Origin of the sequence: Streptomyces sp. NPDC002564, from assembly GCF_042889645.1 — a bacterium.
Classification (GTDB): domain Bacteria; phylum Actinomycetota; class Actinomycetes; order Streptomycetales; family Streptomycetaceae; genus Streptomyces.
Window position 1 is genome coordinate 133172 of the sequence record NZ_JBIARE010000001.1, and the last position, 14914, is coordinate 148085.

The 14914-nt window shown below is 69.3% G+C and carries 14 protein-coding genes; 13 read left to right on the plus strand and 1 reads right to left on the minus strand.

The features are described 5' to 3' along the window. Window positions 1-82: 82 nt before the first annotated feature. Entirely contained in the window at window positions 83-412 is a 330-nt protein-coding gene (locus tag ACFYXE_RS00670; protein WP_361165459.1) for an antibiotic biosynthesis monooxygenase, read from the plus strand. A gap of 110 nt (window positions 413-522) precedes the next feature. Here the strand turns inward: ACFYXE_RS00670 and ACFYXE_RS00675 are convergent, their stop codons facing one another. Further along, window positions 523-1341, minus strand: a complete 819-nt coding sequence (locus ACFYXE_RS00675; protein WP_389307677.1) for a C40 family peptidase — start codon at window positions 1339-1341, stop codon at window positions 523-525. Between the two features lie 806 nt (window positions 1342-2147). Here ACFYXE_RS00675 and ACFYXE_RS00680 point away from each other — a divergent pair. The 12 genes from ACFYXE_RS00680 to nuoL are packed head-to-tail and all read left to right on the plus strand — an operon-like array spanning window position 2148 to window position 14914. Then, on the plus strand, window positions 2148-2507 hold the full coding sequence (locus tag ACFYXE_RS00680; RefSeq protein WP_003992243.1) for an NADH-quinone oxidoreductase subunit A: 360 nt from the start codon (window positions 2148-2150) through the stop codon (window positions 2505-2507). A gap of 21 nt (window positions 2508-2528) precedes the next feature. Further along, complete coding sequence (locus ACFYXE_RS00685) at window positions 2529-3083, plus strand: NADH-quinone oxidoreductase subunit B family protein (protein ID WP_361165465.1); 555 nt, start codon at window positions 2529-2531, stop codon at window positions 3081-3083. Then, window positions 3080-3802 (plus strand): NADH-quinone oxidoreductase subunit C, encoded by a 723-nt coding sequence (locus tag ACFYXE_RS00690; RefSeq protein WP_389307679.1) that lies wholly within the window; start codon window positions 3080-3082, stop codon window positions 3800-3802. Before ACFYXE_RS00685 ends, ACFYXE_RS00690 begins: the two co-directional genes overlap by 4 nt. Further along, window positions 3802-5124, plus strand: coding sequence for an NADH-quinone oxidoreductase subunit D (locus tag ACFYXE_RS00695; RefSeq protein WP_389307681.1), 1323 nt, complete (start codon window positions 3802-3804; stop codon window positions 5122-5124). Before ACFYXE_RS00690 ends, ACFYXE_RS00695 begins: the two co-directional genes overlap by 1 nt. 41 nt (window positions 5125-5165) lie before the next feature. After that, on the plus strand, window positions 5166-5972 hold the full coding sequence (nuoE, locus tag ACFYXE_RS00700; RefSeq protein ID WP_389309423.1) for an NADH-quinone oxidoreductase subunit NuoE: 807 nt from the start codon (window positions 5166-5168) through the stop codon (window positions 5970-5972). After that, window positions 5972-7333: an NADH-quinone oxidoreductase subunit NuoF gene (gene nuoF, locus ACFYXE_RS00705; RefSeq protein WP_361165477.1), complete on the plus strand. Its 1362-nt coding sequence runs from the start codon at window positions 5972-5974 to the stop codon at window positions 7331-7333. Before nuoE ends, nuoF begins: the two co-directional genes overlap by 1 nt. After that, window positions 7330-9840, plus strand: a complete 2511-nt coding sequence (locus tag ACFYXE_RS00710; RefSeq protein ID WP_389307684.1) for an NADH-quinone oxidoreductase subunit G — start codon at window positions 7330-7332, stop codon at window positions 9838-9840. Before nuoF ends, ACFYXE_RS00710 begins: the two co-directional genes overlap by 4 nt. A 38-nt stretch (window positions 9841-9878) precedes the next feature. Further along, window positions 9879-11213, plus strand: a complete 1335-nt coding sequence (nuoH, locus tag ACFYXE_RS00715; RefSeq protein ID WP_389309425.1) for an NADH-quinone oxidoreductase subunit NuoH — start codon at window positions 9879-9881, stop codon at window positions 11211-11213. Continuing rightward, a complete protein-coding gene (gene nuoI, locus ACFYXE_RS00720; protein ID WP_361165483.1) occupies window positions 11206-11862 on the plus strand; it encodes an NADH-quinone oxidoreductase subunit NuoI in 657 nt (218 codons plus the stop codon). The genes nuoH and nuoI overlap by 8 nt, the downstream gene beginning before the upstream one ends. After that, the gene (locus tag ACFYXE_RS00725) at window positions 11859-12701 is read left to right on the plus strand and encodes an NADH-quinone oxidoreductase subunit J (RefSeq protein ID WP_389307687.1); all 843 of its coding nucleotides are present in this window, start codon (window positions 11859-11861) and stop codon (window positions 12699-12701) included. Before nuoI ends, ACFYXE_RS00725 begins: the two co-directional genes overlap by 4 nt. Then, on the plus strand, window positions 12698-12997 hold the full coding sequence (gene nuoK / locus ACFYXE_RS00730; protein ID WP_003974374.1) for an NADH-quinone oxidoreductase subunit NuoK: 300 nt from the start codon (window positions 12698-12700) through the stop codon (window positions 12995-12997). The genes ACFYXE_RS00725 and nuoK overlap by 4 nt, the downstream gene beginning before the upstream one ends. A 15-nt stretch (window positions 12998-13012) precedes the next feature. Next, a complete protein-coding gene (gene nuoL, locus ACFYXE_RS00735; protein ID WP_361165489.1) occupies window positions 13013-14914 on the plus strand; it encodes an NADH-quinone oxidoreductase subunit L in 1902 nt (633 codons plus the stop codon).

Here is a 14914-nt window from a genome sequence, read left to right on the forward strand (position 1 = left end):
CGTGCGGAAGGTGCCGAGCCGCAGGTCAGAGCCGTGGCGGCCCGATTTGCCCCACCCTTTGGGCACAAGGCACGCTGAAGGCATGATTTTCATCGCAGTGAAGTTCACCGTCCGCCCCGAGCACAGCGACAGCTGGATCGAGCGGACCGCCGCGTTCACCGCCGCCACGCGCGCGGAGCCGGGCAATCTCTTCTTCGAGTGGTCCCGCTCCGTGGAGGACCCGAACCAGTTCGTGCTCCTGGAGGCCTTCGCCGACGGGGACGCGGGCGCCGCGCACGTCGGCTCCGACCACTTCAAGGCCGGCCTGGAGACGATGGGCGCGCTCATCGCCTCGGTGCCGCAGATCGTGAACACCGAGATCGAGGGCAGCGGTTGGTCCGCGATGGCGGAGCTGACGCCGAAGAACGACTGACGGACACCCCGAGGGCGTACCCAGGACGCCTGGGGAGCCGTCTCAGGGCACACCGAGGGCCGGAACCCCCCAGGGGGGTTCCGGCCCTCGGTCGTTGCTCTAAGGGGCCGTCAGAGGACGCGCACGGCGCCCGAGGCCGGGTAACCCGACAGGTCCTGGATGACAACGCCCTTGCCGGGGTTGGCGGCGTCCAGGTACTGGCCGTTACCGATGTACACACCGACGTGGTACGCGGAGCCCGCGCCACCCCAGTAAAGGATGTCGCCCACCTGGACGTCGGAGAGGGAGACCGGCGTACCGGCGACCGACTGGTCCTGCGAGACGCGCGGGAGGTCCACGCCCGCCTGCTTGAACGCGGCCTGCACGAGGCTGGAGCAGTCCCAGGCGTTCGGGCCCGAGGCACCCATGACGTAGGCGTCGCCGAGCTGGGCCTTCAGGAAGCTGATGACCGTGCCGACGCTGCCGCTGGCCGGGGCGGCGGCCTCGGAGGCGGTCGAGGAGCCGCCGGCGGACTGCGTGGAGAGGTCCGTGCGCTCGGCGGAACGCGAGGCGCGCTCCTCCTCGGCCTTCTTCTTCGCGGCGGCCTCGGCCTTGCGCTCGGCCTCGGCCTTCTTCTCGGCCTTGGCGAGGTCTTCCTTGGCCTGCTTGGCGGCCTTGGAGGCGGCCGCGTCCTGCTCGGCGCGGGACTCGTAGGAGTCGGCGGCCTGCTGGGTGGCGTCCGCCGACTGGGCGATCTGCGCGGACAGATCGGTGGAGAGGGTGGGCATCTCGATGGTCTCGGTCACCGGCTCGGCCGCGTTCGCCGTACCGGCCGCCGCGGCCACTGCCAGGGTGCTGAGGACGCCACCGGCAACTCCGGCACGCAGGGCGAGCTTGGAGGCGCTGCGACGGGGCTTCCGGTGGCTGGGTATGTGAGCGGTGTGGGACATGAGACCAACCGCTATCAGGGACCCAGGGTTCCCTTCAAGAAACGTGTGCTGCGCCACAGTTGCCGTTCGCGGGCTCGAATCCCGGGCGTGTCGCTCTTTATTGACGCCGTAACGGGCAATGCGGACAGCGCCGATCACGCCTGTGATCATGGGTTTTCTGCGATACGTCCGAATTGCCCTCGGTCTACCACCCGTTGAGTCCGTTGGCCAAGCCCGGCTTATTCGGTGGAGATGCCGCTGTGGCGCAGGTCACAGGAGGGTCCTCCCGGGGATCTCCCTGAGATCTTGCTGAGACATCCCTGAGATCTCCCGAAGTTTTTGGCATGCCCTCACCGAGGCCGCGGGCGTTCGTGACGGAGCGTCGTCCCGGGTCCGCGGGGGACCCCTGCCCGCTCGTGAATCGGCGCACGCGTCCACCTCCGTCCACACCTGTGCCGCCAAAGTGTGAACGCGGGCTCCCCTATCAAGCGAACGCGTCCAGCGCCAATTTGCTTGCAGGTACCACCCCTTGATAGGGCGACACCCCTTCGACCAGGCATGACACGCCAGGATGTCACCTCTAGTGATCACTCAGGCGCTTCGCGTACGAAGATCACCGCTCATCCGACTTCATGATCCTTCGTCAGGTGGTGGAGATCACAAAGCCGTTGTCGTACCCCGTGTCGCAGATCACAGACCGCCGGGCATAAGATGCGGGGCAGTTGGGCTTGTGACCTGCTTCACATGTAAGCGATCTTGGATGGGAATCCGGGTCCGGGTCCGACGCAACCGCCAACAGTCAGTGCCGACTGAGAGGAGCGAGGAGCGTGAACGCCTATGCGCCCATCCTCGTGCTGGGAGCCCTCGGGGCAGGCTTTGCGATCTTCTCCGTGGTCATGGCCACGCTTATCGGTCCAAAGCGGTACAACCGCGCGAAGCTAGAGGCCTATGAGTGCGGCATCGAGCCGACGCCGACGCCGGCAGGCGGCGGGCGATTCCCCATCAAGTACTACCTGACGGCGATGCTCTTCATCGTCTTCGACATCGAGATCGTCTTCCTCTATCCCTGGGCCGTCACCTTCGACGCGCTGGGGATTTTCGGGCTCGTGGAGATGCTGCTCTTCGTGCTCACCGTCTTTGTCGCCTACGCGTACGTATGGCGGCGCGGCGGCCTGGAATGGGACTAAGGGTCTGAGGGGTCAAAGAGCATGGGAATCGAAGAGAAACTGCCGAGTGGTTTTCTGCTGACCACCGTCGAACAGGCCGCGGGCTGGATGCGGAAGTCGTCCGTCTTCCCCGCCACGTTCGGTCTCGCCTGCTGCGCCATCGAGATGATGACGACCGGCGCCGGGCGCTACGACATGGCGCGCTTCGGCATGGAGGTGTTCCGCGGCTCGCCGCGCCAGGCCGACCTGATGATCGTGGCCGGCCGGGTCAGCCAGAAGATGGCGCCGGTGCTGCGGCAGGTCTACGACCAGATGCCCAATCCCAAGTGGGTCATCTCCATGGGGGTTTGCGCGTCTTCGGGCGGAATGTTCAACAATTACGCGATTGTGCAGGGTGTCGACCACGTGGTCCCGGTCGACATCTATTTGCCCGGCTGCCCGCCGCGCCCCGAGATGCTGCTGGACGCGATTCTCAAGCTCCACCAGAAGATCCAGGGCACCAAGCTCGGCGTGAACGCGGAAGAAGCGGCCCGTGAGGCGGAGGAAGCGGCCCTCAAGGCCCTCCCCACCATCGAGATGAAGGGGCTGCTGCGGTGAGCGACGCGCACGACGAGCACCTGAACGGCAACGGCGTACCCGCCCCGCGCGACGAGACCGGCGAGGTCATCGGTGTCCGCCGGGGGATGTTCGGCGCCGACAACGGCGGCGACACCTCCGGCTACGGCGGGCTCGTGCGGACCGTCACGCTGCCCGGCGCGTCCTCGCGCCCCTACGGCGGCTGGTTCGACGAGACGGCGGACGAGCTGGAGGGCGCCCTGGAGGAACAGGGCCTCGTCCCGGAGAACGCCATCGACAAGACGGTCGTGGACCGCGGCGAGATCACCTTCCACATCGCGCGCGAGCACCTCGTCCGCGTCGCCAGGACGCTGCGCGACGACCCCGCGCTGCGCTTCGAGCTCTGTACCGGCGTGAGCGGGGTGCACCTGCCCGGCGACAAGGGCCGCGAGCTGCACGCCGTCTACCACCTGCGCTCGATCACCCACAACCGGCTGATCCGGCTGGAGGTCGCCGTCCCCGAGGCCGACCCGCACATCCCCTCGCTGGTCCCGGTCTATCCGACCAACGACTGGCACGAGCGCGAGGCGTACGACTTCTTCGGACTCGTCTTCGACGGCCACCCGGCGCTCACCCGGATCATGATGCCGGACGACTGGCAGGGATTCCCGCAGCGCAAGGACTACCCCCTCGGCGGCATCGCCGTCGAGTACAAGGGCGCCCAGATCCCGGCTCCGGACCAGCGGAGGTCGTACAGCTGATGAGCACTTCACACGCTTCCCCCCGCGAGACGACCGAGGGGACCGTATATACGGTCACCGGCGGCGACTGGGACGAGGTCGTCCAGTCCGCGGCCACGTCGGACGACGAGCGCATCATCGTCAACATGGGCCCGCAGCACCCGTCCACACACGGCGTGCTCCGGCTCATCCTGGAGATCGACGGCGAGACCGTCACCGAGGCCCGCTGCGGCATCGGCTACCTGCACACCGGCATCGAGAAGAACCTCGAGTACCGCACGTGGACGCAGGGCACGACGTTCGTCACGCGCATGGACTACCTGACGCCGTTCTTCAACGAGACGGCGTACTGCCTGGGGGTCGAGAAGCTCCTCGGCATCGAGGACCGGATCCCCGACCGCGCCTCGATCATCCGCGTGCTCCTCATGGAGCTCAACCGCCTCTCCTCGCACCTGGTGTGCATCGCCACCGGCGGCATGGAGCTCGGCGCGACCACGATCATGATCTACGGCTTCCGCGATCGTGAACTCGTTCTCGACGTCTTCGAGCTCATCACCGGCCTGCGGATGAACCACGCGTACATCCGTCCCGGCGGACTCGCCCAGGACCTGCCGCCCGGCGCGGTGGACCAGCTGCGCGAGTTCGTGAAGAAGATGAAGAAGAACATCCCCGAGTACGACAAGCTCGCCACCGGGAACCCCATCTTCAAGGCCCGCATGCAGGACGTCGGCTATCTCGACCTGGCCGGCTGCATGGCGCTCGGCGCCACCGGGCCGGTGCTCCGCTCGGCGGGCCTCCCGCACGACCTGCGCAAGACCCAGCCCTACTGCGGCTACGAGAACTACGACTTCGACATCCCGACCGCCGACACCTGCGACTCCTACGGGCGCTTCCTGATCCGCCTGGAGGAGATGCGCCAGTCGCTGCGCATCATCGAGCAGTGCGTGGACCGGCTCGCGCCGGGCCCGGTCATGGTCGAGGACAAGAAGATCGCCTGGCCCGCCCAACTGGCCCTCGGCCCGGACGGCCTGGGCAACTCGCTCGACCACATCAAGAAGATCATGGGCACCTCGATGGAGTCCCTCATCCACCACTTCAAGCTGGTGACCGAGGGCTTCCGGGTGCCGCCGGGACAGACGTACACCGCGGTCGAGTCGCCCAAGGGCGAGCTCGGCGTGCACGTCGTGTCCGACGGGGGCACCCGCCCCTACCGGGTCCACTTCCGCGACCCGTCGTTCACCAACCTGCAGGCCATGGCCGCGATGTGCGAGGGCGGCCAGGTCGCCGACGTCATCGTCGCGGTCGCGTCCATCGACCCCGTGATGGGAGGCGTCGACCGGTGACCAACACTCCTTCAGAGCAGGGCGCGGGCGTCAGCCTGGGCATGCCCCAACTCCCCGCCCCCGACTACCCGGCCGATGTGCGGGCCAGGCTGGAGGTGGACGCCAAGGAGGTCATCGCCCGCTACCCGGGGTCCCGGTCCGCGCTGCTGCCCCTGCTGCACCTGGTGCAGTCCGTCGAAGGCCACGTCACCCGCACCGGCATGCAGTTCTGCGCCGACATGCTGGGACTGACCACGGCCGAGGTCACGGCCGTGGCGACCTTCTACACCATGTACCGGCGCAAGCCCTCCGGCGACTACCAGGTCGGCGTCTGCACCAACACGCTCTGCGCGGTGATGGGCGGCGACGCGATCTTCGACGAGCTCAAGCAGCACCTCGGCGTCGGCAACGACGAGACCACCGAGGACGGCAGGATCACGCTCGAACACATCGAGTGCAACGCGGCCTGCGACTTCGCCCCCGTGGTGATGGTCAACTGGGAGTTCTTCGACAACCAGACCCCCGAGTCCGCCAAGCAGCTCGTCGACGACCTGCGCGCGGGCACACCGGTCGAGCCCACCCGCGGCGCGCCCCTGTGCACGTACAAGGAGACCGCCCGGATCCTGGCCGGCTTCCCCGACGAGCGGCCCGGCGCCGTCGAGGCGACCGGCGGCGCGGGACCCGCCTCACTGATCGGCCTGCGCCTGGCCAAGGGCGAGCTGCCGCAGCCGCGCGTGGTCCACCCGCGCGCGGGCGGCCCGCAGGACGAGGCACCCGCAGAGCACCTCAGCTCGCACGACGCACCGCAGCAGACCTCGGCGTCCGACCCGTCGCACCCGGCAGGACCCGCCGCCGAGGAGGGGGAGTGATGACCTTGGCAGCCGAGATCGACAACGAGACCAGCCCGGAGAAGCTCCTCGCACCGGTCCTCTCGGCGTTCTGGGACGAGGAGAAGTCCTGGACGCTGGAGACCTACCGGCGGCACGAGGGGTACGAGGGACTGCGCAAGGCCCTCGCCATGGACCCCGACGACCTCATCGCGTTCGTCAAGGACTCCGGGCTGCGCGGCCGGGGCGGCGCGGGCTTCCCCACCGGGATGAAGTGGCAGTTCATCCCGCAGGGCGACGGCAAGCCGCACTACCTGGTCGTCAACGCCGACGAGTCGGAGCCGGGCACCTGCAAGGACATCCCGCTCCTCTTCGCGAACCCGCACTCCCTCATCGAGGGGATCGTGATCGCGTGCCACGCGATCCGTTCGTCGCATGCCTTCATCTATCTGCGGGGCGAGGTCGTCCCCGTCCTGCGGCGGTTGCACGAGGCCGTCCGGGAGGCCTACGCGGCGGGCTACCTCGGCAAGAACGTGCTGGGCAGCGGGCTCGATCTCGAACTCACCGTGCACGCGGGCGCGGGCGCGTACATCTGTGGTGAGGAGACCGCGCTGCTCGACTCGCTCGAAGGCCGCCGTGGTCAGCCGCGACTGCGTCCCCCCTTCCCTGCCGTCGCGGGTCTCTACGCGTGCCCCACTGTGGTGAACAACGTCGAGTCCATCGCGTCCGTTCCCGCGATCGTCAACCGGGGCAAGGACTGGTTCAAGTCGATGGGCAGCGAGAAGTCGCCCGGCTTCACGCTGTACTCGCTGAGCGGGCACGTCACCAGCCCCGGACAGTACGAGGCACCGCTCGGCATCACGCTGCGCCAGCTGCTCGACATGAGCGGCGGCATGCGGGCCGGGCACCGCCTCAAGTTCTGGACGCCGGGCGGCTCCTCGACCCCGATGTTCACCGACGAGCACCTCGACGTCCCGCTGGACTACGAGGGCGTCGGCGCCGCCGGATCGATGCTCGGCACCAAGGCGCTGCAGTGCTTCGACGAGACGACGTGCGTCGTGCGGGCCGTGACCCGCTGGACCGAGTTCTACGCCCACGAGTCCTGCGGCAAGTGCACGCCCTGCCGCGAAGGGACGTACTGGCTGGTGCAGTTGCTCCGCGACATCGAGGCCGGCAAGGGCGTCATGGCCGACCTGGAGAAGCTGAACGACATCGCCGACAACATCAACGGCAAGTCCTTCTGCGCGCTCGGGGACGGCGCGGCCTCGCCGATCTTCTCCTCCCTGAAGTACTTCCGCGAGGAGTACGAGCAGCACATCACCGGCAGGGGCTGCCCCTTCGACCCGGCCAAGTCGACCCTCTGGGCCGACAGGCCCGCTGGAAACGCGCAGGTGAACGCATGACAGTGACCACGAACAGCGCACCCTCCGGGGGCGGGGATGCGGCGGTCCCGCCGGAGGACCTCGTCTCGCTGACCATCGACGGCATCGAGATCAGCGTCCCCAAGGGGACCCTGGTGATCCGCGCCGCCGAGCTGCTCGGCATCGAGATCCCGCGGTTCTGCGACCACCCGCTGCTCGACCCGGCGGGCGCCTGCCGGCAGTGCATCGTCGAGGTGGAGGGCCAGCGCAAGCCGATGGCGTCCTGCACCATCACGTGCACCGACGGCATGGTCGTGAAGTCCCAGCTGACCTCGGCCGTCGCGGAGAAGTCGCAGCGCGGGGTGATGGAGCTGCTGCTCATCAACCACCCGCTGGACTGCCCGGTCTGCGACAAGGGCGGCGAGTGCCCGCTGCAGAACCAGGCGATGCAGGTCGGCGACCCGGACTCCCGCTTCGAGGGCAAGAAGCGCACGTACGAGAAGCCGGTGCCGATCTCCACGCAGGTGCTGCTCGACCGCGAGCGGTGCGTGCTCTGCGCGCGCTGCACCCGGTTCAGCAACCAGGTCGCGGGCGACCCGATGATCGAGCTCATCGAGCGGGGCGCGCTCCAGCAGGTCGGCACCGGCGAGGGCGACCCCTTCGAGTCGTACTTCTCCGGCAACACCATCCAGATCTGCCCGGTCGGCGCGCTGACCTCGGCGGCGTACCGATTCCGCTCCCGGCCCTTCGACCTGGTGTCGTCGCCCTCGGTGTGCGAGCACTGCTCGGGCGGCTGCGCGACGCGCACCGACCACCGGCGCGGCAAGGTCATGCGGCGGCTCGCGGCGGACGACCCCGAGGTCAACGAGGAGTGGATGTGCGACAAGGGGCGCTTCGGCTTCCGGTACGCACAGCGGCCGGACCGGCTGACCACGCCGCTGGTGCGCAACGCGGACGGCGTCCTTGAGACCGCGAGTTGGCCCGAGGCCCTGGAGGTCGCGGCCCGTGGCCTCGCCGCCGCGCGCGGCCGGGCGGGCGTGCTGACCGGCGGCCGGCTCACCGTCGAGGACGCCTACGCGTACAGCAAGTACGCGCGCGTGGCCCTCGACACGAACGACATCGACTTCCGCGCGCGCGTGCACAGCAGCGAGGAGGCCGACTTCCTGGCGGCCCGGGTGGCGGGACGCGGCCGGGACCTCGACGGGAGCGGCGTCACGTACACGCTCCTGGAGAAGGCGCCCGCCGTGCTGCTCGCCGGGTTCGAGTCCGAGGAGGAGGCGCCCGGCGTCTTCCTGCGGCTGCGCAAGGCCTGGCGCAAGCACGGCCAGCGCACCTTCTCCCTCGCGACGTTCGCGACCCCGGGCCTGGAGAAGGCGGGCGGCACGCTGCTGCCCGCGGCGCCCGGCACCGAGACCGAGTGGCTGGACGCGCTCGCCGCGGGCGTGGGCCTGGAGGCCGCGGGGACCGAGGCGTCCGAGGCGCTGCGCGCCGAGGGCGCGGTCATCGTCGTCGGCGAGCGGCTCGCGGCCGTGCCCGGCGGACTGACCGCCGCCGTACGGGCCGCCTCCGCGACCGGCGCCCGGCTGGTGTGGATCCCGCGCAGGGCGGGGGAGCGGGCCGCCGTCGAGGTGGGCGCGCTGCCGTCGCTGCTGCCCGGCGGCCGTCCGGCCACCGACCCGCGCGCGCGGGACGAGGTCGCCGCCGCCTGGCACGTCGCCGAACTCCCGCACCGCTACGGCCGCGACACCGGCCAGATCGTCGAGGCCGCCGCGACCGGCGAGCTCGGCGCGCTCCTGGTGGCGGGCGTCGAGGTCGCCGACCTGCCCGACCCCGCGCGGGCCCGGCAGGCGCTCGACGAGGTCGGGTTCCTGGTCTCCCTGGAGCTGCGGCCCAGCGAGGTGACGGAGCGGGCGGACGTGGTGCTTCCGGTGGCCGCGGTCGCCGAGAAGCCCGGCACCTTCCTCAACTGGGAGGGCAGGGCGCGGATGTTCGACGCCGCGCTCAAGCCGGACCAGATGACGCGCAGGGTGGCGCCCACCGACGCGCGCGTGCTGCACATGCTGGCGGACGCCGGGGACATCCACCTCGGCCTGCCCGACCTGGTCACCCTGCGCCGCGAGCTGGACCGGCTCGGCGGCTGGGACGGCCCGCACGCCAGCAACCCGCTGGAGACCGGCGCCCAGCCGCCGCGGCCCGCCGCGGGCGAGGCCGTCCTCGCCGGGCACCGGCTGCTGCTCGACCAGGGCCGCCTGCAGGACGGCGACGAGGCGCTGGCCGGCACCCGGCACGCGGCCCACGCGCGCGTGTCGGCGGCCACCGCCGCGGAGGCGGGCGTGAAGGACGGCGACGTGCTCGCCGTCACCGGCCCCGCGGGGTCGACCGAACTCCCGCTCCAGATCACGCAGATGCCCGACCGGGTGGTCTGGCTGCCGCTGAACTCGGCCGGGGGAGGCGTCACGTCGGACACCGGCGCGCGCCCCGGCGACCTCGTCCGCATCGGCCCGGCGGTCCTGCCGGAGCCCACTGAGGCCCCGGAGGTGACGTCGTGACGCACAACCTGGTGCCGCTTGCGGCGGAGGACCTGTCCATGTTCGGCCGCGACCCCTGGTGGCTGGTCGCCCTCAAGGCGGTCTTCTGCTTCGCGTTCCTGATGGTGACGGTGCTCTTCTCCATCGTCTGGGAGCGCAAGGTCGTCGCCTGGATGCAGCTGCGCATCGGCCCCAACCGGCACGGCCCCTGGGGGATGCTGCAGTCCCTCGCGGACGGCGTGAAGCTGATGCTCAAGGAAGACGTGATCGTCAAGCGCGCGGACAAGGTGGTCTACATCCTTGCGCCGATCATCGCCGCGATCCCGGCCTTCATGGCGATCGCGGTGATCCCCTTCGGGCCCGCGGGCAACGAAGTCTCGATCTTCGGCCACCGCACCACGATGCAGCTCACCGACCTGCCGATCGCGATGCTCTACATCCTCGCGGTCGCCTCCGTCGGCATCTACGGCATCGTCCTCGCGGGCTGGAGCTCCGGATCCACGTATCCGCTGCTCGGCGGCCTGCGCTCGTGCGCGCAGATGATCTCGTACGAGATCGCGATGGGCGCGGCCTTCGCCTCCGTCTTCCTCTACTCCGGGTCGATGTCGACGTCGGCGATCGTCGAGGCACAGGCGGACCGCTGGTACGTGCTGCTGTTGCCGGTCTCGTTCATCATCTACATCATCACGATGGTCGGCGAGACCAACCGTGCGCCGTTCGACATGCCGGAGTCCGAGGGCGACCTCGTCGGTGGCTTCAACACCGAGTACTCCTCCATCAAGTTCGCGCTGTTCATGCTTGCCGAGTACGTCAACATGGTCACCGTCTCGGCGGTCTCGGTCACCCTCTTCCTGGGCGGCTGGCGGGCCCCGTACCCGGTCAGCACGTTCTGGGAGGGCGCGAACCACGGCTGGTGGCCGATGCTCTGGTTCGTGATCAAGGTCCAGCTGTTGCTGTTCTTCTTCATCTGGCTGCGCGGCACGCTGCCCCGCGTGCGCTACGACCAGCTGATGAAGCTCGGCTGGAAGGTCCTGATCCCGGTCTCGGTCGTCTGGCTGATGCTCGTCGCCACGGTCCGGGCGATGCGGAACGAGGACTACGACTTCGCCTCGATCGCGCTCTATGTGGGCGGCGGGGTCATCGCGCTCCTGTTGCTCTCCGTGGTCGTGGACATCTTCCGCGACAAGCGCGAGAAGGCAGCCGCCGAGGACGAGGAGCCGGTCGCCTTCGACCCGATGGCGGGCGGATTCCCCGTGCCGCCCCTGCCGGGCCAGACCCTGCCACCCGTACCGCGCCGGCGCTCGCGCCAGGAGCGGGAGCTGATTGTCAGTGGTGGACCGGATACTCAAAGTGACGGAACCCGAAGTGACGGAAAGGAGGCGTCCGATGGCTGAGTCGAACCAGGAGTCACACGAGTCGAACCAATCGAAGCAGGGGTTCCAGAACCCCGTCGCGGGCTTCGGCGTGACCTTCAAGGCCATGTTCAAGAAGCGGCTGACCGAGCAGTATCCGGAGCAGCAGAAGACCACCGCTCCCCGCTTCCACGGCAGGCACCAGCTGAACCGCCATCCGGACGGCCTGGAGAAGTGCGTCGGCTGTGAGCTCTGCGCCTGGGCCTGTCCCGCGGACGCCATCTATGTGGAGGGCGCGGACAACACGGACGAGGAGAGGTACTCGCCCGGCGAGCGCTACGGCCGCGTCTACCAGATCAACTACGCCCGCTGCATCCTGTGCGGCCTGTGCATCGAGGCGTGCCCCACGCGCGCGCTGACGATGACGAACGAGTTCGAGCTGGCCGACAGCAGCCGCGAGAACCTCATCTACACCAAGGAGCAGTTGCTCGCGGGCCTCGAGGACGGCATGGTCGACTCGCCGCACGCGATCTTCCCCGGCACGGACGAGCAGGACTACTACCGGGGCCTGGTCACCGAGGCCGCACCCGGCACGGTGCCGCAGCCCGCCCTCTCCAAGGGCGAGACGCCCCAGGAGGCGGCCGCGGACTTCGGGGACGGCGAGCCGGCGTCGGAGCAGGTGATCCGATGATGACGCAGCTCGCCGCCTACTCCACCTCCACCGGCGAGGCCTTCCAGTTCTGGGTGCTCGGCACGGTCGCGGTGATCGGCGCCCTGTGCACCATCCTCATGAAGAAGGCCGTGCACAGCGCGCTCTGCCTGGCCGGGACCATGATCATCCTCGCGGTGTTCTACCTGGCCAACGGCGCCTACTTCCTCGGCATCGTCCAGGTCGTCGTCTACACCGGCGCGATCATGATGCTCTTCCTCTTCGTGGTCATGCTCGTCGGCGTCACCGCCGCCGACTCCCTGAAGGAGACCATCAAGGGGCAGCGCTGGCTGGCCGCCCTGTGCGGCCTCGGCTTCGCGGTCCTGCTCTTCGCGGGCATCGGCAACGCCTCGATGAACGAGTTCAACGGCCTCGCCAAGGCGAACTCCGGCGGCAATGTGGAGGGCCTCGCGGGGCTCATCTTCACCAAGTACGTCTTCGCCTTCGAGATCACCGGCGCCCTGCTCATCACGGCCACGGTCGGCGCGATGGTGCTCACCCACCGCGAGCGCACGGAGCGTGCCAAGACCCAGCGCGAGCGGTCCGAGGAGCGCGTGCGCGAGGGCAAGCACCTGCCGCCGCTGCCCGCCCCCGGCGTCTACGCCCGGCACAACGCCGTGGACATCGCGGGCCTGCTCCCCGACGGCACCCCCTCGGAGCTCACGGTCAATCAGACGCTGCGCGAGCGCGGCCAGATCCGTGACGTCTCCACCGAGGCGCTGGACGACCTGCGGGCCCTGGAGCAGCGCTCCGCGGACCGCCTGGAGCGGCCCGACCTGCGCAGCAGTGACGTCGGCCGGACCGAGGAGGCGTCGAAGTGAACCCCGTCAACTACCTCTACCTCGCGGCACTGCTGTTCACGATCGGCGCGACCGGCGTGCTCATCCGGCGGAACGCGATCGTGGTGTTCATGTGCATCGAGCTCATGCTCAACGCCTGCAACCTCGCGTTCGTGGCCTTCTCCCGGATGCACGGCAACCTCGACGGCCAGATCATCGCGTTCTTCACGATGGTCGTCGCCGCCGCGGAGGTCGTGGTCGGGCTCGCGATCATCGTGTCGCTGTTCCGCTCCCGCCACTCGGCCTCGGTCGACGACGCCAGCCTGATGAAGCTGTAAGGGGTCGCAGGAACCGTGAATACTGAGAACCTGATTGCGCTGCTCGTCGCGGCGCCGTTGCTCGGAGCGGCCGTACTGCTGTGCGGCGGGCGGGCCCTGGACCGCGTGGGCCACTGGCTCGGCACGCTGCTCGCGGCCGGCTCCTTCGTGATCGCCGTCGTGCTGTTCGCCGACATGCTGGGCAAGGACGGCGAGGAACGCTCGCTGTCGCAGCACCTGTTCAGCTGGATCCCCGTCGAGGGCTTCCAGGCCGACGTCGCCTTCCAGCTCGACCAGCTGTCGATGACGTTCGTCCTGCTGATCTCCGGTGTCGGCACGCTGATCCACGTCTACTCCATCGGGTACATGGAGCACGACGAGCGGCGCCGCCGCTTCTTCGGCTACCTGAACCTGTTCCTCGCGGCGATGCTCCTGCTGGTGCTCGCCGACAACTACCTGCTCCTGTACGTCGGGTGGGAGGGCGTGGGCCTCGCCTCCTACCTCCTGATCGGCTTCTGGCAGCACAAGCCCAGCGCGGCCACCGCCGCGAAGAAGGCCTTCCTGGTCAACCGGGTCGGCGACATGGGCCTGTCGATCGCCATCATGCTGATGTTCACCACCTTCGGGACGTTCGCCTTCGGGCCCGTCCTGGAGGCCACGGGCGAGACGAGCGAGGGCAAGCTCACCGCGATCGGCCTGATGCTGCTGCTCGCCGCGTGCGGCAAGTCCGCCCAGGTGCCGCTGCAGTCCTGGCTCGGCGACGCGATGGAGGGCCCGACCCCGGTCTCGGCCCTCATCCACGCGGCGACGATGGTGACCGCGGGCGTCTACCTGATCGTCCGCTCCGGCGCGATCTTCGACGGCGCCCCGGACGCGCAGCTGGTCGTCACCGTCGTCGGTGCCGTCACGCTGCTGTTCGGTGCGATCGTCGGTTGCGCGAAGGACGACATCAAGAAGGCCCTCGCCGGCTCGACGATGTCCCAGATCGGCTACATGATCCTGGCCGCGGGCCTCGGCCCCATCGGCTACGTCTTCGCGATCATGCACCTGGTGACGCACGGCTTCTTCAAGGCCGGGCTCTTCCTCGGCGCCGGTTCGGTCATGCACGGCATGAACGACGAGGTCGACATGCGCAAGTACGGCGGCCTCAGGAAGTACATGCCGGTCACCTTCGTGACCTTCGGTCTCGGCTATCTGGCGATCATCGGCTTCCCCGGCCTGTCCGGCTTCTTCTCCAAGGACAAGATCATCGAGGCGGCGTTCGCCAAGGGCGGCACGGAGGGCTGGATCCTCGGCTCGGTGGCGCTCCTCGGCGCGGCCATCACCGCGTACTACATGACGCGCGTGATGATCATGACCTTCTTCGGCGAGAAGCGCTGGCAGCCCGACGCCGAGGGCCACGCGCCGCACCCGCACGAGTCGCCCCGGTCCATGACGATCCCGATGATCGTGCTCGCCTTCGGCTCGGTCTTCGCGGGCGGCTTCTTCTCCATCGGCGACCGCTTCATGCACTGGCTGGAGCCGGTCACCGGCCACGACCACGGCGACTCGCCGCTGAGCGCGGCCACCGTCACCGGCGCCACCATGGTGGTCCTCGTCATCGGCGTCGCCCTGGCCTACGTCCAGTACGGCCGCCGGCCCGTCCCGGTCACCGCCCCGCGCGGCTCGGTCCTCACCCGCGCCGCCCGCCGCGACCTCCTCCAGGACGACTTCAACCACGTCGTCCTGGTGCGCGGCGGCGAGCACCTGACGCGGTCCCTGGTGTACGTCGACCACACCCTGGTCGACGGAGTCGTCAACGGCACGGCGGCCTCGGTCGGCGGCCTCTCCGGACGGCTGCGCAAACTGCAGAACGGCTACGCCCGCTCCTACGCGGTCTCGATGTTCGGGGGCGCCGCGGTACTCATCGCCGCGACCCTGCTGATGAGGGCGGTCTGA